The following is a 23,958-nucleotide window of genomic DNA, read 5'->3' on the forward strand; positions in this document are numbered from 1 at the left end:
TGCCTGCAGTGGCGCTCCAGGCCAATGACAAGCTGTAAAAATAAGGCGCCGATAAGCCGGCGCCTGCAACCAGGTGGATCGGGCACTTAGTAGCGGCTGAAAAAATCTTCAACTTGCGCCATAGCTTCTTCCTGATCAACACCATAACGTTCCTGGATCAGATCTGCCAGTTCTTCAAAGTTGCCCCTGGTTTGCTCCAGCTCAGCATAACTGAGCCTGTCCCATTGCAGTTTTGCCATGGCACGCTGATCACTCCAGTTGCCTTCGTAGTATTTATAGCCCATGGTTATTACCCTCCGTCGACAGAGAACTAAACCTAAGGCAGCGTTGCCGTCATTACGAAAACTCGGCTGCCGACTGCCAGGAGCACAGCACTGAGCTCTTAGCAGGCTAAGTGTAGTCGCAGATAGCCAACCAGGCTGTTTTTTCGATAGTGGTCAGACTGCAATTTCAGATCAATCAGGGCAAGTTTAAGATAAGGCTCAGTTTTTAAGTATCAGATTACTGGATAAACGCAGCCAGCAAACCGATTAAACCGCCAAAAACACCACCCCATACCACCAACCAGCCTAAATGCTGGCGGATCATCTGCTGAATAATGTCTTTTACCAGTTCAGGGGTTAATTCTGCCAGCCGCTGCTGCACTATGGTGTCTACCTGGCTGCGAATATTTTCCAACTGCTCGGGCTGATCCAGTTGCGCCAGCACCAGCTGGTTAAAGTCGTCACTGCGGGATATTTCAGTTAAGGCGTCTTTTAAGCGGGCAATAAAAGGCTCTTTTAATGGCAGTAAGGCGGCATTGCCACCAAACATACTGAGCATGCCGCCAAAAGAAGATTGCTCTACCACTTTTAACAGGGAATCAAAAGCCGGTGATAAATCGCTGTTAGCAATCACCGGTTCAAAATCAAAGGCCGGACCTGCTTGTTGGCCAGGTTGGCTTTGCTGTTTATCGGTTAAAAAGCGGTCGATATTATCGCTACTGAAGAATTGCGTCATCACCAGTTGATATATACCGGCTTTAAACTCATTAAAGCGCGCAGGTATCACGCCCGAGCCGTAAAGCAAGGGCACTCGTTCAAACAACATATGCACGGCCAGCCAGTTGGTTAAGGCACCGGACAGCGCAAATAAGCCAACACTTAACAACAGCGGTTGCTGCCAGAACCAGCCTGTTGCCACTATTACAGCGGCTAAGCCATTGGTAATAAAATTTTTATTCATGCCTGGTCTCAAAAACGTCAAGAGAGTAAGGCGCTGATTCTAATCAGCCAACCAACTCCAGGCAAGTAGCAGATCTGGTTAATTCAGTTATAACCCAACACAGCACAGTGTGCGGTGTCCATCTCTGGCCGAGCAGGCTTTTGCTCATCCGTGATATCGTCGTTCCACACTAAACTTAACGCCGTGCGCTCTTGCTGGGTTAAATCAACGGTTTGCTGCTGTTGAAAGATAAACTGTTGGTGTGGTACTTCATGTTGTTTAGAAACACTCATAGCAGACTCCTGCATGTTAAACCCAATGCGGTGTGAGAAAAGTCTTGCTGACACTTCCTGAACCGCGAATATGACTCAAGCATAGGGCCGGCAAGCTGAGCAGTAGCTGAATTGTAAGAAAATTATTGATATAAATGGCAGAGCAAGCTGAGGTGGGCTTTTCAGCGCCACAACACCATGTACATTACTAGCACTCAAATACTGTATAATCATGATTTTAAAACCTTACCACTTCTCACAAGCGAGCCGTTGTCATGTGGTTAAATCAACAGCACCTAACCGATGCGGCAATACATGCCTATCGTAAAACGTTAAGGCGCAGCTGTCCGCAGCATGTGGTGATTGACAATTTATTTAATCAGGGTCTGCTTGAGCAGGTGCTCAGTGCTTTACAGCAGGACCAGCACTGGCAAACCCAGCAACACAGCTACTCTAAGTTATATGTCGACAATGCCAGCTGGCAAAAAACGCCAGATAAGCAACGTTTTGTGCAGCGGGATCTCTGGCAGCGTCCGGCGCCCGGTGCGCCCGATACCGCCGCCAATATCGCCCTGCAGTTTTTGCAGTATTTACGCGGCGCTGAATTTCTGGCGCTATTATCACGCCTCTTTAAGGTGGGTTTAACCGATATCAATGTGGCAAAGCCGGAGATCAATACCAATTACTTTCGCTTAAGCGCCAGTGACTTTGTTAATCAACATGCCGATGACTCACCCGGCCGGGAAGTATGTATGTTGCTGTATCTCAATCAAGACTGGCAGCAAAATAATGGCGGTGAATTAGTTTTTATGGGTAAAAATGATAAGCCCATTACGATTACCCCGCAATACAACCGCTGTGTGTTGTTTAACCCCGCCTCGCCAGGCGCAGAGCACTGGGTAAAAGCGCTGACAACAGAAAGTACCACTCAGTATCGCTATAACGTCACCAGTTGGTATTGGAGTGAGTGAGGTTTTGGGTTTTTCGTCAAATCCTCGATCTCTGCCGCGTTAAATGAAAAAGGCCCACGCTTTGGCGTGGGCCTTTTTCATTTAATTGGCGGAGAGAGTCGCTCGAATAATTAAACTAATTCATTAATTATTAAAGCATTTTATAAAAAGGGTAAGTGAGCACACCCCCAAATATACCCCTAAGGCTTAGCGTTTAACCGAGTATTTGGATGACTTTTCCATAACTTCACGCTGTGCTTTATTTGCACGAGCCAAAGTAGACAAAAACACTTCTTTTTTCTGGCTCTCGCTCGCATTACGGAAAAAATCAGAGATAGACCCGTAGCTGGCTCCCGAGTTTGTCTTAGTAGCAGTCATAGACCTCTCCTCAATCTGATTTAACAAGCTCGAATCAAGTCGGCTTTTAATTGGGCGGCATTATATTCCCATTGGATGTGATCATCAATGCGCTTGTATACATTAATATACTCAGTTCTATCGATGTCAAGATCTTTAACTAACAACCTTAAATTAACGGCATCACCAAACTCAGCTTTAATTTGATTCGCAACGTCTTTTGAGGTTAGAAACTGTTCGATAAAAATATCTATTAAAATACGCCGGCCTTCCTGCTCCTCTCGTGCACCAACAAAAGCCCATGAGATAACAGGACTTTGAAATACATACAGCAACTCTACAGAATGACCATGCTTAAGTGCTCTACCGATATTCTTTTGTGCAACCCTTAAGCTTGCGAAGGTACCATCCAACACAAAATTTTGTTTTCGATTGAATACCTTATCAAGTACACGTTCAACAATTAGCGAAACTGGTCCCTGAAACAAGTGAGAGTTGCTACCATCATACCCAGGGAAAAAGGCACGATAATCATCAGCATCTATTCTAAGTGTATGCATAAACTGACTAACCAGATCCTTTGATACTTCTGTTTTACCAGCTCCGGGGGCACCTGCCATAAAGACAGCAGTTGGCCTATCTACCGGAGGATATAGCGCAACATTGGTTAACTGCTTAGCAATACGCTCCTTATTTCTTTTGGCAAATTCGAGAGCAGTTTTGACTATTGCCTGTTCTTCAGCGGAGTAACTCATACCCACTCTTCCCCCAATGCCTCTGCTTGCTGCAGCACCAGCTGCACGGCGTCGTCGGCCATATCTGGCGGGTATTTGTATTTGCGTAGTATGCGCTTTACCATCAGGCGCAGGCTGGCGCGCACGCTTTCGCGCTTGCTCCAGTCGATACTGATATTCTTGCGCAGGTTATCGGTGAGCTCGTGGGCTATTTTCTTTAGGGTTTCATCACCCAGCTGCAGCACTGCCGCTTCGTTATTGGCCAGCGCGTCATAGAATTTTATCTCGTCTTCGCTAAGGCCTAAGTCATCACCACGATTGGCGGCTTCGCGGAATTTCTTGGCCATTTCCACCAGTTCTTCCATCACCTGGGCCGCTTCAATGCTGCGGTTCTGGTAGCGGCTGACTACGTTACTTAATAGCTCAGAGAATTTTTTTTGCTGGATCACATTGCTGGCAAAGCGGCTTTTTATTTCGCCTTCCAGCAAACGTTCTAATAGCTCTACCGCCAGGTTTTTCTCTGGCAGGTTGCGTACTTCTTCTAAAAACGCATCGTCCAGCAAGCCGATATTAGGTTTATCTAAGCCCACCGCATCAAAAATATCGACCACCTGATCCGACACTATGGCATTGCCGATGATCTGCCGGATGGCCTGCTCTTTTTCTTCGTCACTGCGCTTTTTCGCACTGATGTCACGCTTGGTCAGCAGTACTTTCACCGCTTGCAGGAACGCAACTTCTTCGCGCACGGCTTTGGCTTCATCCAGCGTACAGCACAGGCTAAAGGCTTTACTCATAGCAAGTGCGGTATCGGCAAAGCGTTTTTTGCCGTCTTTAATACCTAACACATGGTTAGCGGCGCCAGCAATTAGCTTATGGCTGCTGATGGCAAAGTCGCTGTAATCAAAGCCATGCAACATGGCGCGCAGTACATCGAGCTTTTCTTCCAGTACCGCCCAGGCTTCAGCGGCATCAACGGTAGGTTTACCGCGGCCATTGCTGGCGGTGTATTCTTTAAGGGCAGCCTTAAGCTCGTTGGCGATACCAATGTAATCGACCACCAGGCCGCCCTGCTTGTCTTTAAATACCCGGTTAACCCGGGCGATGGCCTGCATCAGGTTATGGCCTTTCATCGGCTTATCGACATACAGCGTATGCACGCAGGGCGCGTCAAAACCGGTGAGCCACATATCGCGCACGATCACCAGCTGTAGCGGATCTTTCGGGTCTTTAAAGCGCTTCTCTAAACGTTTCTTCACTTGCTTGGGGTAAATATGTGGCCGCAGCAAGGCTTTATCGCTGGCAGAGCCTGTCATAATCACTTTAATACCGCCAAGCTCAGGGTCGTCGTTATGCCACTCGGGGCGCAGCGCAATAATCTCGTTATACAAGTGCACACAGATCTCACGGCTCATGGCCACTACCATGGCTTTGCCTTGCTGTGCCGTATTGCGCTCGTCAAAGTGCTGCACTAAATCCTGCGCTACCTGCTTAATGCGCGGCTCGGCGCCAACAATGCGCTCCAGTGCCGCCCATTTGCTTTTCAGCTTATCTTGCTGGCCTTCTTCTTCGTCTTCCGACAGCTCGTCCACTTCATCATCAATTTGCGGTAGCTGATCTTGCCTCAGGCTGAGCTTGGCCAGGCGTGACTCATAATAAATGGCCACAGTCGCGCCATCTTCTTTCGCCTGCTGCATGTCGTAAATGTGAATGTAATCACCAAATACCGCACGGGTGTCGCGGTCTTCACCTGATACCGGCGTGCCGGTAAAAGCCACAAAGGTGGCATTTGGCAGCGCATCCCGTAAATGCTGGGCATAGCCCACCTGAAATACATTCTGTTTTACCTGATAGGCCGCTCCTGGTTCGGCGGCAATACTGGGCAGGGTTCGCTCTTTTAGCTTGGCTTCAAAGCCATACTGGGTGCGATGCGCTTCATCGGCAATCACGACGATGTTATGCCGGGTAGACAGCACCGGGAATTTATCTTCATCAGCCCCCGGGGCAAACTTTTGAATAGTGGCAAACACAATACCGCCCGAAGGCCGGTTACTGAGTTTTTCGCGTAAGTCTTGCCGGGTATCAACCTGCACCGGTTGCTCGCGCAGTAAATCTTGCGCCAGCGAGAACACACCAAATAGCTGGCCGTCTAAATCGTTGCGATCGGTGATCACCACTATGGTGGGGTTTTCCATCGCCGCTTCGCGCATTACCCGCGCGGCAAAGCAAGTCATAGTAATGCTTTTACCACTGCCCTGAGTGTGCCACACCACCCCGCCCTTACCTTTTTTACTCAGCTGCACATCCTGACGCGAGGCGGTGACAACTTGCGTTATAGCGGCACGCACCGCATGGAACTGATGGTAACCGGCAATCTTTTTAACTAAGGTGCCGTCATCTTCAAACAGCACAAAAAAGCGCAGGTAATCCAGCAAGTACTCTGGCGTAAACACACCGCGTAGCATGGTTTCCAGCTCGTTAAACTGGCCCAGCGGGTCCAGGTTTACGCCATCAATGGTACGCCACTGCATAAAGCGCTCGGCATTGGCCGAAAGCGAACCCATGCGTGCCTCAGAGCCATCGCTTATCAGCAGTATTTCGTTGTACTGAAATACATCGGGTATTTGCTCTTTGTAAGTTTGAATTTGATCAAAGGCTTTCCAGATGTCGGCGTTAACATCAGCCGGGTTTTTCAGCTCTATCAGCACCAGCGGCAAGCCGTTAATAAACAAAATAATGTCGGGCCGGCGGCTGTGCTTGGGGCCTTTTAAGGTGTATTGGTTAACCGCCAAAAACTCATTGCTGCCGGGGCTGTTTTCCCAATCAATCAGCTTTACAAAATCGCCGCGGGTTTCGCCGTCTTTTTGGTACTGCACCGGCACACCGCCCAGCAGCAGGTTATGAAAACGCCGGTTGGCGGATAACAGCGCCGGTATGCCCAGCTCTTTTAGCTGCGCCAGCGCATCGTTCTGCGCAACCAGGGGGATGCTGGGGTTTATACGGGCAATAGCGGCTTTTAAGCGTTCAAGCAGCAAAGGCTGCAGGTAATCGGCACGCTCGGCCGCAGGGCCATCAGGGGCAATGTCATAGCCATTAACTGGCGTGTAGCCTATTTCAGCTAACCAACCCAGTACTTCCTGTTCTAACTGGTCTTCTGTCATCCGTCGTCCCTAAATCAGCTTACTTGCTGTAACCTATGTTTGATACCTTGTTGTAGCTGTAAAATCAAGTCTTTAGCAGCTTCTTCTGCCTCTATATCAAATAGCAGTTTTAGTTTTACTTCGATTAATCTGTGCGTCACTACGCCGTTTCTTTTCCAACAAAGCAGCTCGTTCTGGCTTAATACTGTCCAACTGGCTCAAGACCCATTCTCCAGACTTACGCAATAAAGTTGCTTCATGCAGATCGATTGAAATTGCAGCATGCGCAATTAAATCACGCAATTTCCACATAGACCGTTGACCAACAAAGGTACTTAAGTAATAGTTTTCGCGTTCGTTGACGAGTCTTTTTAATGGTGCCCAGTCTTTTCGGATAAAGGTGAGTTTGTCAGGCCAACCATCTTTAACTTTATCAAAGTATCGAATTAACTTCAGGCGCGTTTCTATTTGGCACCAAAGAACCAGCAGCGCAAATGCATACTCTTTTTCACTCCATAATTTATTGATATGGGTTTTATAACCGGTATCGTTGACTCTTTTAAGCGCCTCGTTTGCACGTGAGTGAAGCTTAACCAAGTTATAGAACCTCCGCCAAAGCCGCTTCCGCCTCTGGCAAGCGCAACTGACCAGAAATTAGGCGGGGAAGTAAAGTGTCGCGCAGATCAGACAGTGACCTAATTTGCTTTTCATTTTCAACCAGTCGGTCAAAAAGTGTTTCAGCAGTTGCCATGAAAGCATCTACAACAGTGCTAGGCGGTAAAATAATCTCAATCGGCCTAAATGCCTTTTTACTGATCTCCATAAAGGTTGAACCATTCGCCCTGTTTTCAATAATTTCCATATTATGACGACACCAGTAAAGCATAAATAGAGGCGGTAATTTCCCCCCAGGAGGCATAGCGATATAACCTTGGTTAATCGCAAGAGGAACCTGTGCCATCGCTAAATAACCAATAGGCGCTCTTGATGACATCAATAAAGTGCCAATCGGAAGAAGGCCAGAACTGATTTTCGATAACCCTAGTTTGGAAATCTTACGCTCGGTTTCCAGGAAGACCGGTGAGTTTAACCCAGACAAATCTTTTGGTGATGTCCAAGATACCTCTGGTGGATTCCAAAACTCGTCATTTTTCGTGTTAGGCGTCGCGCCACCTAAAGTTTCAGTCACATCTGCAATAGTGCAAACCTCCCACCCCTCCGGTATTAACCCCTGCGGCGATTCCACCAGGCGGGAGGGGAATAGTGCTTGGATCTCGGCTGGCAGGCTGGGGGCTTGGTTACCAGCATTGGCATGCACCGGGTCAAAATCGACAAACCAGGATTTAAACAGCGCCTGGGCGATGGCTTCTAAGGTGGTGTTGGTTTCGCGTAGTAGGGCTATGCGGTCGTCCAATGACTTTAGAACACTGCTAATTCTGCGTTGCTCGTCCATCGGTGGATAAGTGATAGTTAATCTACCGATCATCTCGTTGTTCAAACTTGCTCTTGTGGACATTGTTGAAAACGACAGCATCACCTGCCTGAACTGAGGGCTTCGCAAATAATATCCCACGAATTCAGGCACCAAGCCACTTTCCGCCTTTGGCCTTAGACGTTTACAAAATCCGTTAAAAGTCGCATTGGGGTAATCTTGCAACGCAACACTGCTCATACCTAACTCGTGCATCGTTTCACTGGTTCTTGTTAAGAACACATCTCCACGCATTACTGAGCACGCCTCACGCTCTTTATCGGTTGAATTAACTAAATCACCGAGTTCTTGGGGAACAAAAAAATTGTAAAAAACATCTTTAAAACTCAAAAATGGATGACCGCTACCAAAATCTTTCGCTGGTTTAGATAAACCAGATCTAACATCGTAATGTTCAAGCAGACTCGAAGTTTTCCACTCAGAGCTCATAGCCCAGCCCTCCTAACTTCTGGCGGATTAACTGGTCTAACTCTGCCCCTTTGGCCATTTGCTCACCAAGCTTCTCGGTGAGCATAGTCATCTTATCAGCAAAGGCTTCATCGCAATCTTCCACTGCTTCCGCGCCAACATAACGGCCTGGCGTAAGCACATGGCCATGCTCGGCAATTTCAGAAAGTGGCACGCTGCGGCAAAAGCCGGGGATGTCAGTATAGCCCCACTCTCCATTTTCAAGAGCGAAGCCTTCAACTCCTGTCATATCCTCACCTCGCCAAGCTTTAGCGGTATTGGCAATGCGATCGATGGCGGCTTGATCCAGCTCACTTTGCACGCGGCTGATCATCTTGCCTAGTTTACGTGCGTCGATAAACAGTACTTCGCCTTGGCGCTGCTGCTTTTGCTTGGTTAAAAACCACAAACAGGCCGGTATTTGGGTGTTAAAAAACAGCTGGCCCGGTAGCGCCACCATTACCTCGACTACATCGGCATCGACCATGGCGCGGCGTATATCGCCCTCGCTGTTCTGGCTGGAACTCATCGAGCCATTGGCTAATACAATGCCGGCGCGGCCGGTTGGTTTTAGGTGGTACAACATATGTTGCAGCCAGGCATAGTTGGCATTGCCTTGTGGCGGTGCACCATATACCCAGCGCGAGTCGCCTTCCAAGCTGCCGTGCCACCAATCGCTGATATTAAACGGCGGGTTGGCCAAAATATAATCGGCACGCAAATCGCTGTGCTGGTTTTTGGTAAAGGTGTCGCCCGGCTCGCGGCCTAAGTTAAAATCGATACCGCGAATGGCCAGGTTCATTGCTGCCAGGCGCCAGGTAGTCGGGTTAGATTCCTGGCCGTAAATCGACACGTCACCCAGCTTGCCGCCGTGCGCTTCAATAAACTTTTCCGATTGCACAAACATACCGCCACTGCCACAGCAGGGGTCATATACCTTGCCCTGATGCGGATCCAGCACGGCCACTAAGGTGTTAACGATAGACTGCGGCGTATAGAACTGGCCGCCTTTCTTGCCCTCGGCACTGGCAAACTGGCCTAAAAAGTACTCGTACACCTGGCCTAAAATATCGCGTGCTTTGCTTTGGTCTTCACCAAAACCAATGGTAGAAATAACATCCACCAGCTCACCCAGCTTGCCATCGGGTAGCGGTGCCCGTGCATAGCGTTTATCTAAAATGCCTTTTAAGGTAGGGTTTTCCAGCTCTATCGCCGCTAAGGCATCGTCTATACGCTTGCCAATGTCGGCCTGCTTGGCATTAGCCCGCAGCGCCTCCCAGCGCGCACCTTCCGGCACCCAGAACACGTTAACCATTTTAAAGTAGTCACGGTCTTCCAGCTCGGCCGCTAAGTCGTCTTCGCTGGCATCGGCAAAATACAGCTCGTCGCTGGCGTCTTTTAAGCGCTTAAGTAATTCAGCTCGGCGGCCGGCAAAAGCATCGGAGATAAACTTAACAAAAATCAGCCCCAGCACTATGTGTTTGTACTCGGCGGCATCAACGTTAGCACGCAGTTTATCGGCGGTAGCCCACAGGGTTTTCTTGATGTCTTGTAGCATGGATGGGGTATGTCCTTATGTCGTGCATCGCGCACGCGCAGTTGTATTAGCTCGGCAAGGTTGCCAGTGATATGCAGGTAATTTAACGCATTTAGAAACGGCAGACTAGCGGCAATAAATATTAAGCAAAACAGCAACCTCCAATTTCAATAAGCAGGGAAAGCCATTTCGCACAAACAATACATTTTGCTTGCTCAATCACCCACCAAAAGTTACTATTTTTTAACTTTAAATTACAAGGATGCAATATGAAGCAGCCAAGCCACCAGTTAACAGATAGTACCTATGCCCAATTAAGGGAGCAAAGCCGTTCAAAATCATTACTCAAAATGCCGTTAAATTTCCAGGAGTCAGTTAAGCTTGATGATATAACTGGCAGAGCAATGTCGCAGTTATCACGTTGGGAAGATCATCCCGATCGTCGGGTTATGTGGTCCTGGGCGCAGTGGGCCAATCGCTATGCGGCTATTTACCCTAAGCGATTTGAGCTGGCAATCTGGTTTCATAGTATTCTTTGTAGCGCATCATTGGGCCGACCAACCTGGGGCGCAGGAAAATTGCGACTGGATATGATTGAATCTTCTCCGGAGAAAACGCCTCTAAGCGGACAAACGGTAAAATTGACTGTTTTGGTAGCTGAAACCTATGCTGACATGATAGGTGCAGACCAAATCAGGATAATGCATCCGATAAATAGCAAAGTGCGTTCACATTATGAAGCAATGGGCTTCACTTATGTAGGTGGTAAAAGTGACTATTGCGTGAAGGATCTACTATGAAACATCGTTCTGACAGACCAGAACCCGGTACTCCTGAGTTTGATAGCTGGCTGGACAAGCGGATAGCTAAACGGGTTAAAGAATTGGAAAATCTACCCGAGCTAGAAGATGAATTCGGTATATTGTCCGGTAGCCTGGAGAGTATGACCAATACCGATGCTGAAGCCTTTCCTGATGAACCGGAAGAATACCAGCCACATGAGCGGGTTAAGATTGTGGTTGATAATAGCGGGAAAAAGGATAAGTAAGTTGGTCGAACCGTAGGGTTCGAACCAATTCCTCAGTCTCGACGCTTAAATGAAAAAGGCCCACGCTTTTGGCGAGACCGAGGGATTATTCCGGGCTTCCTGCCCTCCACCCCTTCGGGGCCGCACTAAAGTGCGTTCCAACTCGCTCCCGGCGAATTTGTGCCAGCACCATCCATGGCGCTGGCCCTGCGGGCCGCACTGAAGTGCGTCCAAATTCGCTCCCGGCGAATTTGTCGAACCGTAGGGTTCTCGTCAAGACCTCGCTCACCGCGTTAAAACAAAAACCCCGAGCTTTTGGCTCGGGGTTTTTGTTTTAATATGGCGGAGAGAGAGGTCTCCCGATCGAATCGTAACTCACTGAATCTAAATGTCGTTTTCTTAAAAAACGCCTATATACCCGTTTTGCTACCCATAACACTTTTTGCTTTATGGTTCGAAAGCAAGCTGAGAATATCAGAGGGGATTTTCTGATGCAACCATGGGTAATTTTTTAGTTACCCATCTGGGTAACAGGGTAAGTTCGAGTTATTTATGTTCTTTCACATAGAAATGCCAAAATTAGCTGAATTACCTGCAAGATCCTGTACCTATAAATTGTTGTAAATTTCCCTTATGCAGCGTAATGTGATGAACAACACCACGGTTAAATCTGTGCACACACCGAAAATACGTTTTTTCAAAAAAGTTATATATGGGAAGTACATGAATCAACATAAGCTCACTTTAGCAGTGCTGATCTGCTTATTTTTATCCGCTTGCACGTCAAGTTCAGGTGTGATTCCGGATGGCAAAGACTCTTACAGAATTATGTATACAGGTGATACCGGGTTTACTAATTCGAACACGTTGCAGAAAAATGCATATCAAGAGGCATCTGTGTTTTGCGCAAAGCTAGGCAAAATCGTAGAAACAGTAAACATGGAATCTAAGCAGTCGCGTCCTTTAGGTGGCTGGCCAGAAGCTAGCCTGTTATTTAAATGTGTAGAACGTTCTGAATAATATTTAGTTTTAAAATATTATCAGCAAACACTATTCACTTGAACTGGGTAACACTTTTCGTTACCCACAATCCAAACTTACACCTAAGCCCGTTTATCTTTTACATATACATCAGATAACCTAGTGCTACCTGATTTACGCTTTTCAATTTCAAATAACTCGGTAGCTTCATATAACTTGGTAAAGCTAGGAAAGCCATACGTGCGTGAGTCAAAGTCTGGATACTGCCGTTTAATCAAGGCACCGCAAGCGCCCATATGAGCCCAACCATCTTCGTCAGCGATATCACGAACTGAATTTCTCAGAATGTTGATTAATCGCGTATCACAGCAAAGATCACGTTTTGATCGTTTACCGTCACCGGCCTTACTTTGTGGCTTGGCGGGTGTCGTTGAAGTTACTTCATCCACCTCAGGCGCTCTAAGCACTTCGGTATGAATAAAATCATCACAAGCGTTACGAAATGCCAACGGTGTTTTATTCTCCCCTACGCCAAAAACGTATATTTGTGACTCTTTAAGCCGGGAAGCAAGCTTCGTGAAATCGCTGTCACTGGATACCAACGCAAATGCGTCAAACTTATTTGAGTACAGCAAATCCATCGCATCAATAATCATTGCCGCATCAGAAGAGTTTTTGCCCTGGGTGTAAGAAAACTGCTGAACTGGATTTATCGCTAATTCGTTGAGAGTTTCTTTCCAGTTCTTTAGATGCGCGCTACTCCAGTCGCCGTAAGCCTTTTTAACTATGATATGACCATGCTTGGCGAGCTCAGATAGCACAGCCGCTAACACAGAGTACTGCGCATTCTCAGCATCAATCAGTACGGCAATTTTTTTCTCTGAATGTAAGTCCTTCAATTCTAACTCCCTGTGGACACTCTAACTCTTCAACAGATTACTTCGTTGTTGGTAAAGGGTACTTAAGTTTAATTGGGCGTACTTCTGCTTCACGTGGCCCCAATGATTTGTCGTAGAAGTACCAAATATTGAATTTTCTCTCGAAAGGGTATGTATCGGCTTGCAAATCAGTCCAACCCAAATGTTCAGCAACGTAATTGACTATCTTTTTTTTACGTTCATTTGAGCTGTTATTCTGCCACGCTTCCATAACAGCACCCAATAACAAGTCACAAAGCTGAATCTGTTGAGACTCTTTAGAATCTCTGGTCAGAACGTTTTGAATTGGTGCTGAATCCTGAATTTCTCTAGCAAGCTGATTATTAGCTATCACGTGTACAGCCTCATCAGCCTTTTTGTACCGTGATGCAATTGGATCAACCGTAACTCGAAACTCACACTCTCTGTTCGGGTGAGACTTAATACAGCTATGTACCTTTCTCGAAATAAATTTGGTGAAATGTTTTCTACGGGCTAAATCATAATCACCGCCATGCAGTTCTTTTCTAACAGTCTCTTTTCGAATGAGAATGCAGTGAAAAGCTAACCATGATGTCTCAAAAAAATATTTAATTAGATCAAGATAAAACTCATGATAAATTTTGTCATGGGCCTTTTGCCATTTGATTTCATAGTGGTAGTTATGTCGTTCGCGCAGTCGTCTGATGTCCTCAGCAAAATCTCCTCGACGCTGCCATCGCATCCACAAACTTCCAAATCCATAATATCTTTGCCCACCTGTCCCTGACTCATCACAGGCTATATGCCAAATCAACTTTCCTTGTTGCTGCATAGTAAATCCCTTATCGACCTCTATACCCTGCTGGTGGTGATTTAATATCTCTTAACAACTTAGCTTTTTTACCGGTTTTAAATGCGAGTAAATCCAGTTCAAATAGACTTACCGCCGCCTGATGATTTCCATGAACATGCGCAATATTTCGATGGAATGGTTCATGATATGGAGCCTGAGCAGTTGAACCACCATATTCACCAGTATTAGCAATAATCACATGCTGATACATGTGAAACTGCAACGCTGCTGCCATGTTATCAAAAGTGCTTATATCTTTGTTTAAAGCAGCTATAACGTAACCGTCTGTAATCTCTCTAAAATCCGCGACAAGCCTTAAATCTGTAGCATCAAAGCAGATTGAGCCTGTTAGACAAGCCTTCTTTCTTGCCTTGTCAGTAAACTCAATAATCAGTTGATAAGGCCGGTGACCAACAACTCCAAGCTTTTCTTCTAAGAGCATCGGGAATTTCTTTCCCTGGTATATACGTTGTAGTCGTCGTGTTCTACCTATACGTTGTCTAATTATCCAAACGGCTTTATTAATTACCTCACCAGAATGAGGATGCTTTACAAAAGTTAACCCTGCAAAAATTGTGGCATTAGTAGTGTCGGAGAGTCTCTCTAAAATATCAACATCCTCTGGGTGCACGGATAATTCAGGGAAAACAATCAAATCAATCTTATTGTTCCTATTTTCATTTGATGTCCGATTTGCTACTTGCCCTGCCCTGAGTTTCTGCGATATAAGTCTACATGTAGCGGCTAAATGAGCCCTGTGCTTTGCCCGATATTCTGGAGACCACTCTGTAGGATGCGTTTCCGAGAAGTCCTTTACATAAGGCATTAGCGTCTGAACAACTGCAACCCTAAAATTACTGAGTAATCCATCAGCCGACATATTGACAGGAATTACATACCCAGGAGTATCTGACTGATACCCAAACCTTTTCGCCTGTTCATTTTGCCTAGATGAAAAGAACTTTTTAAGTGTTTTTCTGTTAGTCATATCTGAATGTTTTATATTCATAATGCTAAATCCTTTTCCCTAGCTTCTAGTCATCACTTAAATACAAACCAGGCCATTGTAATAAAGACATAATTGTTTGTGTCAACCATGGCGATATAGGAACACTTTCTTTACCTAATCCAGAGTTTACAGGCATTAGTCCCATTCTTCGTTTAAACCAATTAGTGTTTAAGCCAACAAAACGACCCACTTGGTGTTCTCTTACAATAAAACTACGTGAGGTAAAATCCATTTCACCAACAACCGCAGCTCTTAATAATCGCCCCAATCGATATGCAAATTGCTTATCCTGCATCACCCACGATGGAGCAATATTTAAATTTTTATTTGTCCCATTTCGCCAACTTGAGTCAAACTCCAGCGTGATGCTTTCAACCCTAGGATTTTGTATATCATTCCAATCCTTCATAAAAATTCTAAAATCTGCTAACTCAACGCCATCTTCTTCAAGAAAGGATTCATTAGACAGAAGTGCTTTTGCCAATTTAGTGAGCGCGTTTTCATGCGTAAACGGGTTCTCGGTGTGCATCACAACATCGATAAGTGCTAAAGGCGATGAGGGCCATTTTTTAAGAGGAAGTGCTAAAAAATCTTTTTCAACTTCATGATGATAAAGAGAAATTTTACTTAGCCAATTGTGTGCGAGTTTCGGTTTACTCGTTTGCCAGGTCTTAATTAAAAAGGGAATTTGATCCGGTTGAGCAGACAAAAATATCTGGATGAGTTGGTCTTTCAATTTATTGCTTTTTAATTTGGTGAGGCCATCACCAAACCACAAGTGGAACTGATTCCAATTTTGAGATTGTCGCGTCGCAATTAAACTAAGAACAAGCGTTGCAATAGCACTCCCAGCTGATAGTTTATCCCTAAAATTCATTGCCTTATGCAGACCTACATATTTTTCGAGACCTTGTGTATTCGAAATGTCTACAGGAATTTTCATAACTGCTAAAAACAGTAGAATTTGCGAATTTAAATACCAAGGTAACTTCGAAGATCTATCCAACAGACGTAAAGCAAATTTTTTAAGCTCCATTCTGTATGCAGTAATATTGGACTTTTGTGGATATTCAACGGTATCACTTAAACCCGTCTCAACTGTTGCAGCTTTAAACAGCTCAGAAGCAATATAATAGGCCGTTAACTTTTCGCTGCTATTTTTTGCATCCAACTTGCTTTCTAGAGCTTCAATAACTGGATAGACAAGCTCAGTGCTTGGATATAAATCTAGAGCACATCTCAACACGGTAACTAATGAAGGGTTACGAGACCAAACTGAAATTAACTTTCTTGCTACCGTTTCAATTTCATGATCAACGAGATCAAGTTCAGTGAAAAGTTTGCCATTTGAAGGGTTTGTGATAGGTGTAATTGAATCCGCCATCAACCTTCTTTGACGTAGTACTTTTCGATACCTGTATGCTAAAAACCGCTTGATGGTGTCATCTCGCACATCCGCTTGCGGAATCACAATATGTGCCAATTTAAGAGGATTTGTATCTTTATTTTCAGCCGTTTTTGATTCTGAAATAACGAGCAAATGGTCAAGAGCGGCAGCTGTCTGCTCTAAAACCTCTTGATCAGGTGCATTGCTTATTCGATTCTGAACATTTTTCATTAAAGCAGAAGTCGCACCGTTTAAAGTAAAATTACGGTATGCAGTAATCTGGGTTTTTTCCGCTTTAATTCTAGGCTCAGAGTCATCATTAGCGAAAACCATAAAGATAATGTTTTCAAACCAACTTGTTACCGCATCTGCAAGAGACTTAATACAACCATCAAACCGATTATCAACTTTTACAACAAGCCGAATATCATCGACATAGCGGCAATAATCCAGTAACTGAAAGCTTGCAAACTCTCCGGGATTAATAAAGTGCGATGTTCCAATTGAGCCTTTTAATTTTGTATCGAACTCCAGCATGTACGCATTTGCAAAAAAACCACCACTGACAAGCCCCTGAGGAATACCTAATGGTTGCTCTTCAGGTAAGTTCAATGACTCAGGATCCCACTGCCACGATAATATTTGCGTTATCGAATCCCAAAATGTCTCATCTTTCAGTTCTGGTTCTTGGAAAGCTGCACAATACTGTTCATATGCTTTCTTCAAACGTGCTGCAAGGTCGGCTTGGCTGATGGAGTCAAAGAACTTCTCAAAATCAAGGCTAATAATATAAAGCAAATCAGCATCTTGATCAGCGTCTATGCAAACTTCAACAGGCCTTTCTAAAAATAATTGATAATCGGTATAGTATTGCGAGTAAGCACCAGCATTTCCCCAACGAAATCTTGCTTGCTGCTGATCTGATGCTTTATTGGATGACCAATCACAAAACAGCCGGTTTCCGTAACTAACAACTTGTTTACGGGCATTCTTCTTACTCAAGTAACTTGTATGATCTGGGTTTCCCTGCAAGCTCTCAATCGTATCAGCTAAACACAACATGACGCAGGTCGCCATAACCTGATCTCTCACTGAAAGATGTGCAAGAGGTCTCAGATCCTGACCCTTTTTACTCACCTTCCACGCAGTTTTTAAAGACGATTTATCATTAAACTGCCATTCAGCATTTTTGGGGCACGGTACATACTTAGCTAGGCATTTATCTGCATGATTAGCTGTTCTGATTTGTTCAGACCATTCGGTTAGCTTATTGGGTAGACAAATTGCCGTTTCTTCGAGCTCTAAAATATCGGCGTAAGAATTGCGATACCGAATATATGTATCGGATTTTTTCCAAGCCTGGGCTAAAACAGCTTCGTCTGATAGTAAGTCAATTGACGGAAGCAGGCGGTTGTAGCGTTCATCTAAAATGCTCATGGCACCGCCTGTTCTACGAGTACTTCAGCTAAAACAGCTTGGGTATTTTTTGTCGAAGCAAGTTGACAACACAGTAACCCAGATATTTTGAAAATTTCATTAACACGGCTTATTATGCGTGCCTGTTCATTTACGGGAGGAATTATTGCAACTAATTGGGAGATGGCTCCCAAGAATAGATTTGCTTGAGCCGACTGTTTAGACTTGTTAGTCATTTGGATTTGCAAGAAGGGGCTACGAAGCATCATTGCAAGATAATCGATATTTAAGGTTGTTGCTGGTCTAATCATTGCCGCACTTCTAACCATCGAATATGTGTCACTTTTATCCACTAATGCAACACGACCAATACTCCCTGAGCAAGAAATTAATATATCACCGATATTTGGATCACACCTGCGTCTAATTCGTTCAAATTCATCTGCGGGTACAAAATCTACGTCATGGAGAACAATTCCCTGATTAGTTACATTTCTTGCAGATAAAAGATAATGTCCTATCTCTGATCTTCTAGGTGTGGCATGTTCGCCGTCAGTTATTTTAAAACAGATATCTGAGCACCTTACCCACTCCCACCCATCCGGTAATTCAAACGGCTTTTCATCGTCAGTTATATGCGGTAGCGCCTTTTGTTTTTTGATTTTACCGGCTTTTACCAGGGCGTCTTTCTCATAGGCGATGCGTTTTAGCAGTTCGCTGGCAGGTTCGTCATTGGGGTCTTGTTTGCATAGCTTGCCCATTACAGCCAGTTGCAGGATGCTTTGTTTTAGCGCGTTAATGCTGTATTCGGTGGTAAATAGCGTATCAAAATGTGCAGCAAGGCGCTGCCAGTTACTGGCCAGTTCGTCAGCATTCAGGCTTTGGGTTAAGGTGGCGAGCAAAGCATCAACCAGTTGGTTATGAGCGTCAAGCTGCTGGTAGCTTTGTTGCTCTAGTTGATCGCAAAGCTCTATTAAATTGTCTATTCTTTCTATCAGCCTATTTTGGTATGAAATTGGCGGAAGAGGTATAACAAGTTCACAAAATTTTGCAGTAGAAATACCGCCGATAATCCCGGTCATTGATTCACTTAGAATCGAAAACAACGTTGGAGTTAGATACCAACTCAGTACAAATTTAGGTGAAATTCCACAAAATAATTCGTTTGCATATAGTTTGTTACCAAAGCAAATATCCCTATTGGTTATTCCACACTTTTTACCTGCACTACCACCCTCTGCACATATTAATACAGCCCCTTTGTGTGCAACTTTAAATTTTTCTATGTTTTTTGGAATTAAAACTCCATTATCGTAATCCAATTCCGTAAAACCATATCCCACATCTTTTGTCGCAACATATGGGTATCCATTACTCAAACCAGTGTATTCAGACTCTTTCTGACTAGCATTAATACTGTTTCCATTAAAAACATTACCAATTTCCCCGATTCGCGCCCACTTCCAACCAACAGGCAATTCAAAAGGTTTTTCTTCATTGCTAATCGGCGGCAGTGGCTTTTGCTTTTTCAGCTTACCGGCTTTAACCAGAGCCTCTTTCTCAGCTGCAATCCGCTTTAACAGCTCACTGGCTGGTTCATCATTCGGATCTTGCGGCACTAACTTACCGCGCACGGCCAGCTCTAAAATCAGCTCGCGCAGCTTTTTAATGCCGGTTAGCTCAATTTTGTTATTACTGCCCCGCCCGCTGGTGCTTTTGGCGGTTTGGGCTTGTGTCCATAGGTCTAAATGCTCGGTAATTAGCTTTTCTACTTGTACGGCCATGCGCTTAACCTCTGCCGCTAGTTGGTGCCAGGGCTTCGGCCAGTATGCTTTTTAGCTGGTCGCGCAGCTGCTGTATTTCCTGCTGCTGTTGGGCATAACTGGCTAATAGCTCTTCAGGGTCGTGGCTTATCAGCTCGCCAATATGCGGGTTTTTACAATCCAGATTGTAGTTACGCGCTTTAATATCCTCTGCTGACACCTTCCAGGCAAACTGGTTTTCCTCCCGCGTAGCAAAACCATCATCTGCACTGCCCCACCAGGCTTCTTCTACTGCGAACTCTTCAATACGCATTGGCCGGGTTTTGCTGTAGTTTTTAACGCCTTCCGGGTATTGATGCTCGTAAAACCAAATGTCTTTAGTGGGTGTGCCTTTGGTAAAAAACAGCAGGTTGGTTTTAATGCCGGTATAGGGATTAAACACGCCATTGGGCAGGCGTACTATGGTGTGCAGATTGCACTCTTCCAGCAGCTTTTCTTTTAAGCGCGATTTCATGCCCTCGCCAAATAAAAAGCCGTCTGGCAGGACTACTGCGGCGCGGCCATCGTCTTTTAGCAGGTGGACGATTAATGTCATAAATAAATCGGCGGTTTCACGGGTGCGCAGCGCCTGCGGGAAGTTGGTTTCAATGCCGTCTTCTTCCATACCACCAAACGGCGGGTTAGTAATAATGCAGTCGACCCGCTCTTTAGGCCCCCAGCTGATTAGCGGCCTTGCCAGAGTGTTGTCGTGGCGAATTTGAAACGGCACTTCAATGCCGTGCAAAATCATATTGGTGGTGGCCAGCAAGTGTGGCAGTGGCTTTTTTTCTACCCCAAAAATACTGCTTTGCAGCACTTGCTCGTCGCTTGGGGTTTTAACGTAATGCTTACGCTTATGCTCGATAGTACAGGTTAAAAAGCCGCCTGTGCCACAGGCTGGATCAAGCACCTTGTCTTCCAGCTTAGGGCCAACCATTCGTACCATAAATTCGGTAACCGGGCGCGGGGTATAAAATTCACCAGCGTTACCGGCGTTTTGTAAGTCGCGCAGTATTTGCTCGTACATATCGCCGAACAAATGGCGTTCCTGCGCTTTATTAAAATCGATCCCTTCCTGAATTTTGTTGATCATCTGCCTTAGCAGCTGACCTGACTTCATATAGTTGTAGGCATCTTCAAATACGCTTTTAATTACAAAAGCACGCTGGTCATCGCCTTTTGGCTGAAGGTTTTGTAACGCAGGGAACAGTTCGTTGTCGATGAACTGCTTTAACTCGTCACCAGTAATGCCTTCGGCATTGGCCGCCCAGTTACGCCAGCGTAAGTGCTCCGGAATGGGTGAGCTGTAATCGCCAAATAATTCCCACTCCTGCTCTTTATCATCATAGATTTTTAAAAACAGCATCCAGACCAACTGGCCAATACGCTGGGCGTCACCGTCGACGCCAACGTCTTTACGCATAATGTCTTGAATGGATTTAATGGTACTGCTAATTGACATGGTGTTCCTTTTAACTCAAAAAAATGCGACTAAAGCTCACGAACCGGCTTACACACGCCAACACGCCGTTAATACATCCATGTAGGCTCGATTATAAACTTCATCCTGGAAGTTTATCCTGCGGACTAGCTTCGCTGTTCAAATTCGCTCCCGGCGAATTTGTCAGCATCCAGGCCTGCAACGGTTGGCTTAGCGCAAGCCGGTTCTCACCTATATATCGAGCTTTACACTCAGGCGATGCTTTTATCGTCGTAAAGCGCTTGTTCTAATTCGTGCAGAGCTTGCTCGTAACCGGCTTTACCACCAAAGGCATTCACCAGCTCAACCATCGTGCCCATGGTATTAAACGGCGGCAGCTGTAAAATTTTAATATCTTCAATATGGGCAATGCCGGTGTCGGCATACTTTTCCAGCAGGTTTTCCAGCACTTGCAACGCTGCACCCTGGTATTTAGTAAAGTAGTTGCGCTTTTTCACGTTATTGGCGCGCTCGCGCCGGGTAAGTGGCGGTGCATCGTAAACGATATGGGCAATTAAATCGAAGGCATCCAGTTCGCCGCCGTGCTTTTGCTTAACTTCTGCCCGCAGTTCATCCCAAAATACGCCCTGCTCGGCCAGCTGCTGAATAATTTCCTGCTTACGCTCGGCGCTGCTCCAGTGGCGGAAAAAGTCTTTTAAGGTGGCAAACTGCTTTTGCACGCACTGTTTGGTGTAATCGGTTAGTGACTCGGTAATCAACTTACCGTCCGGGCCTAAAAACTGTACCCGCTCGCCAATCATATTTACCGGCTGGCCGTTAACAAAGAACTTCTGCTTTTTCTCGCCGCCGCCTTCACCACCTGAGCCAAAGCCATCATCTTCACCCTCGCCGCTCTCTGGCGTTGGATGATAACCTGGCCCTTCATCTTCTATACCACCCGGTGTTTCTTCCGGTGGCACCGGATCATCACCCGGTTTGAGGCTATATACCATTACCGGATCACCATCAAAGGCCGGATCGGCAAACAACTCGGTGGCTTTTTTAAAGTCCATAATGGTAAACCACAGTTTGTCGTAGTCTTCATTAATCCGGGTGCCACGGCCGATAATTTGCTTAAACTCTGTCATCGACTGAATGCGTTGATCCAGCACGACCAGCTTGCAGGTTTGCGCATCCACACCGGTAGTCATTAATTTGCTGGTGGTGGCAATAACCGGATAACGGCTTTCCGGGTTGATAAAGTTATCCAGCTCGGCTTTGCCTTCGTTGTCATCGCCGGTAATGCGCATAATGTACTTGCTGCTTTCGCGCACCCGCTCCGGGTTCAGGTTTACCAGGGCCTGGCGCATGCGTTCGGCATGGTCGATGTCGTCACAGAAAATAATGGTTTTTTGAAACTCGCCGGTTTTTTGCAGGTATTCAGTAACCTTTTGCGCCACCAGCTGGGTACGCTCGTCAAATACGATATTGCGATCCATATCCTTCTGGTTATAGATCCGGTCTTCAATCTCCAGGCCGTATTTGTCTTTCTGGCCTTTTTTTGGCCGCCAGCCTTGCAGGTCTATATCAAAATCGATGCGCACGACTTTGTAAGGCGCTAAAAAGCCATCATCAATGCCCTGCTTAAGCGAGTAGGTAAAAATGGGCTCACCAAAATAATGGATATTGCTGACTTCTTTGGTTTCTTTGGGTGTAGCAGTAAGGCCTACGTGGGTAGCGGTTTTAAAATAATCCAGAATGTCTCGCCAGGCAGAGTCTTCCCGCGCACTACCCCGGTGACATTCGTCTATAACGATTAAATCGAAAAAGTCAGGCGAAAACTCACGATAAATGTTTTGCTCTTCTTCAGTACCGGTAACTGCCTGGTACAGCGACAAATAGATTTCATACGACTTATTAATCGTGCGCTTGGTGATTTTGGTCATGGCCTGACCAAATGGCTTGAAGTCGTTGTTTTTAGTTTGGTCGACCAGAATATTGCGATCCGCTAAAAACAAAATTCTCTTTTTCTGCCGTGACTTCCAAAGCCGCCAGATAATCTGAAACGCGGTATAGGTTTTACCGGTGCCGGTGGCCATAACCAGTAATATTCTGTCCTGGCCGCGCGCTACCGCTTCTACAGTACGGTTAATAGCGGTCATCTGGTAATAACGCGGGCTGCGGCCACTACCATCATCATAGTATGGGGTATCGACCAACTGTACGGCAGCGTCTTTAAAACCATGATGCTGGCAATACCATTGCCATAGCTGCGCCGGAGAGGGAAATTCAGCAAGGCTGAGCTCGTGTTCGGTTTTACCGCTTAAGCCTGTTTTATCATGAAATAAAAAACCGTCACCATTGCTGGAGAACACAAACAGCACATCCAGCGCTTCACTGTATGCCAACGCCTGCTGCATACCAGAGCCAAGGCTGTGTTTATTGTCTTTCGCCTCTACCACTGCCAGCGGCAGGTTCTTTTTATGGTAGAGCACATAATCAGCACGACGCTTTTCACCACGGGTGTGCATGCGGCCACGTACTATTACTCTACCCGCAGTAAAGGTGAGCTCTTCACGAATTTGGCTTTGCAGATCCCAACCGGCCTGCAAAATGGCAGGGGTAATAAACTTGGAGCAGATATCACGCTCACTCAGGGCTTTTTTATTCATGCACTCACGTATCCCTATGATGACTAACCGATTGTATAGGAAATGGTGACGGGGTCAAATTGTCATCTAACAATATTACAGTGGTTTACAAGAATGATAGGGAATTGAGCAAAAATCAATCAACTCAACCGTCATTCATCGTTAAATGCGAGAAATAAAAGCGTCGCAAAAAACAGAATATTTACATCAGCCTGTTTTTTGAGCGGAAAAAAGATTAAGCAATTGTTTTTATTATATTTATTTATAGCATAACTGATTTTTAGCAGCATAACTCATTTTTAGCAGCCAAAATCCGAAATTCATGACAAAAATATGAATAAGCAATTGTTTTAAAAAGGTATTTACCAATCAAAATCATTG

20 protein-coding genes are annotated in these 23,958 nt (G+C 45.6%); 4 read left to right on the plus strand and 16 right to left on the minus strand.

Annotated elements, in window-relative coordinates:
• Window positions 1-86: 86 nt before the first annotated feature.
• From WG68_RS08465 to WG68_RS08475, 3 genes are all read right to left on the minus strand, one after another.
• Window positions 87-284, minus strand: coding sequence for a CsbD family protein (locus WG68_RS08465; RefSeq protein WP_046557259.1), 198 nt, complete (start codon window positions 282-284; stop codon window positions 87-89).
• Between the two features lie 217 nt (window positions 285-501).
• The gene (locus WG68_RS08470) at window positions 502-1,224 is read right to left on the minus strand and encodes a hypothetical protein (protein WP_046557260.1); all 723 of its coding nucleotides are present in this window, start codon (window positions 1,222-1,224) and stop codon (window positions 502-504) included.
• A gap of 83 nt (window positions 1,225-1,307) precedes the next feature.
• A complete protein-coding gene (locus WG68_RS08475; RefSeq protein WP_046557261.1) occupies window positions 1,308-1,496 on the minus strand; it encodes a hypothetical protein in 189 nt (62 codons plus the stop codon).
• A 254-nt stretch (window positions 1,497-1,750) separates the two neighbouring features.
• On the opposite strand from WG68_RS08475, the gene WG68_RS08480 reads away from it, so the two are divergent.
• The gene (locus WG68_RS08480) at window positions 1,751-2,446 is read left to right on the plus strand and encodes a 2OG-Fe(II) oxygenase (RefSeq protein ID WP_046557262.1); all 696 of its coding nucleotides are present in this window, start codon (window positions 1,751-1,753) and stop codon (window positions 2,444-2,446) included.
• Window positions 2,447-2,632: 186 nt separating this feature from the next.
• Here the strand turns inward: WG68_RS08480 and WG68_RS19650 are convergent, their stop codons facing one another.
• From WG68_RS19650 to WG68_RS08505, 6 genes are all read right to left on the minus strand, one after another.
• Window positions 2,633-2,803: a hypothetical protein gene (locus WG68_RS19650; RefSeq protein WP_161796360.1), complete on the minus strand. Its 171-nt coding sequence runs from the start codon at window positions 2,801-2,803 to the stop codon at window positions 2,633-2,635.
• 20 nt (window positions 2,804-2,823) lie between these two features.
• On the minus strand, window positions 2,824-3,537 hold the full coding sequence (locus WG68_RS08485; RefSeq protein ID WP_046557263.1) for a zeta toxin family protein: 714 nt from the start codon (window positions 3,535-3,537) through the stop codon (window positions 2,824-2,826).
• The gene (locus WG68_RS08490) at window positions 3,534-6,677 is read right to left on the minus strand and encodes a type I restriction endonuclease subunit R (RefSeq protein ID WP_046557264.1); all 3,144 of its coding nucleotides are present in this window, start codon (window positions 6,675-6,677) and stop codon (window positions 3,534-3,536) included. Before WG68_RS08490 ends, WG68_RS08485 begins: the two co-directional genes overlap by 4 nt.
• Window positions 6,678-6,773: 96 nt before the next feature.
• The gene (locus tag WG68_RS08495; RefSeq protein ID WP_046557265.1) at window positions 6,774-7,253 is read right to left on the minus strand and encodes a hypothetical protein; all 480 of its coding nucleotides are present in this window, start codon (window positions 7,251-7,253) and stop codon (window positions 6,774-6,776) included.
• A gap of 1 nt (window position 7,254) precedes the next feature.
• Window positions 7,255-8,577, minus strand: coding sequence for a restriction endonuclease subunit S (locus WG68_RS08500; protein ID WP_046557266.1), 1,323 nt, complete (start codon window positions 8,575-8,577; stop codon window positions 7,255-7,257).
• Window positions 8,567-10,153: a class I SAM-dependent DNA methyltransferase gene (locus WG68_RS08505; RefSeq protein ID WP_046557267.1), complete on the minus strand. Its 1,587-nt coding sequence runs from the start codon at window positions 10,151-10,153 to the stop codon at window positions 8,567-8,569. Before WG68_RS08505 ends, WG68_RS08500 begins: the two co-directional genes overlap by 11 nt.
• Before the next feature lie 248 nt (window positions 10,154-10,401).
• On the opposite strand from WG68_RS08505, the gene WG68_RS08510 reads away from it, so the two are divergent.
• The 3 genes from WG68_RS08510 to WG68_RS08520 all read left to right on the plus strand — a co-directional run bounded on the left by WG68_RS08510 (window position 10,402) and on the right by WG68_RS08520 (window position 12,179).
• Window positions 10,402-10,932 (plus strand): hypothetical protein, encoded by a 531-nt coding sequence (locus tag WG68_RS08510; protein ID WP_052749020.1) that lies wholly within the window; start codon window positions 10,402-10,404, stop codon window positions 10,930-10,932.
• On the plus strand, window positions 10,929-11,180 hold the full coding sequence (locus WG68_RS08515) for a hypothetical protein (protein ID WP_046557268.1): 252 nt from the start codon (window positions 10,929-10,931) through the stop codon (window positions 11,178-11,180). Before WG68_RS08510 ends, WG68_RS08515 begins: the two co-directional genes overlap by 4 nt.
• A 702-nt stretch (window positions 11,181-11,882) precedes the next feature.
• The gene (locus WG68_RS08520; protein WP_046557269.1) at window positions 11,883-12,179 is read left to right on the plus strand and encodes a hypothetical protein; all 297 of its coding nucleotides are present in this window, start codon (window positions 11,883-11,885) and stop codon (window positions 12,177-12,179) included.
• Window positions 12,180-12,262: 83 nt separating this feature from the next.
• Here the strand turns inward: WG68_RS08520 and WG68_RS08525 are convergent, their stop codons facing one another.
• The 7 genes from WG68_RS08525 to hsdR all read right to left on the minus strand — a co-directional run bounded on the left by WG68_RS08525 (window position 12,263) and on the right by hsdR (window position 23,598).
• A complete protein-coding gene (locus tag WG68_RS08525; RefSeq protein ID WP_046557270.1) occupies window positions 12,263-13,039 on the minus strand; it encodes an NYN domain-containing protein in 777 nt (258 codons plus the stop codon).
• Between the two features lie 37 nt (window positions 13,040-13,076).
• Window positions 13,077-13,871 carry a DUF3800 domain-containing protein gene (locus tag WG68_RS08530; RefSeq protein ID WP_046557271.1) on the minus strand — a complete coding sequence of 265 codons (795 nt, stop codon included), beginning with the start codon at window positions 13,869-13,871 and terminating at the stop codon, window positions 13,077-13,079.
• A 10-nt stretch (window positions 13,872-13,881) separates the two neighbouring features.
• Window positions 13,882-14,901 carry a hypothetical protein gene (locus tag WG68_RS08535; protein ID WP_052749021.1) on the minus strand — a complete coding sequence of 340 codons (1,020 nt, stop codon included), beginning with the start codon at window positions 14,899-14,901 and terminating at the stop codon, window positions 13,882-13,884.
• Between the two features lie 25 nt (window positions 14,902-14,926).
• Window positions 14,927-17,725 carry an RNA-directed DNA polymerase gene (locus WG68_RS08540; RefSeq protein WP_046557272.1) on the minus strand — a complete coding sequence of 933 codons (2,799 nt, stop codon included), beginning with the start codon at window positions 17,723-17,725 and terminating at the stop codon, window positions 14,927-14,929.
• Window positions 17,722-19,488: a restriction endonuclease subunit S gene (locus WG68_RS08545; protein WP_046557273.1), complete on the minus strand. Its 1,767-nt coding sequence runs from the start codon at window positions 19,486-19,488 to the stop codon at window positions 17,722-17,724. The genes WG68_RS08540 and WG68_RS08545 overlap by 4 nt, the downstream gene beginning before the upstream one ends.
• A 4-nt stretch (window positions 19,489-19,492) precedes the next feature.
• The gene (locus tag WG68_RS08550) at window positions 19,493-20,968 is read right to left on the minus strand and encodes a type I restriction-modification system subunit M (RefSeq protein ID WP_046557274.1); all 1,476 of its coding nucleotides are present in this window, start codon (window positions 20,966-20,968) and stop codon (window positions 19,493-19,495) included.
• Between the two features lie 230 nt (window positions 20,969-21,198).
• Window positions 21,199-23,598 (minus strand): EcoAI/FtnUII family type I restriction enzme subunit R, encoded by a 2,400-nt coding sequence (gene hsdR, locus WG68_RS08555; protein WP_046557275.1) that lies wholly within the window; start codon window positions 23,596-23,598, stop codon window positions 21,199-21,201.
• Between the last annotated feature and the right edge of the window lie 360 nt (window positions 23,599-23,958).

This window comes from Arsukibacterium ikkense, from assembly GCF_000987775.1.
Classification (GTDB): domain Bacteria; phylum Pseudomonadota; class Gammaproteobacteria; order Enterobacterales; family Alteromonadaceae; genus Alishewanella; species Alishewanella ikkense.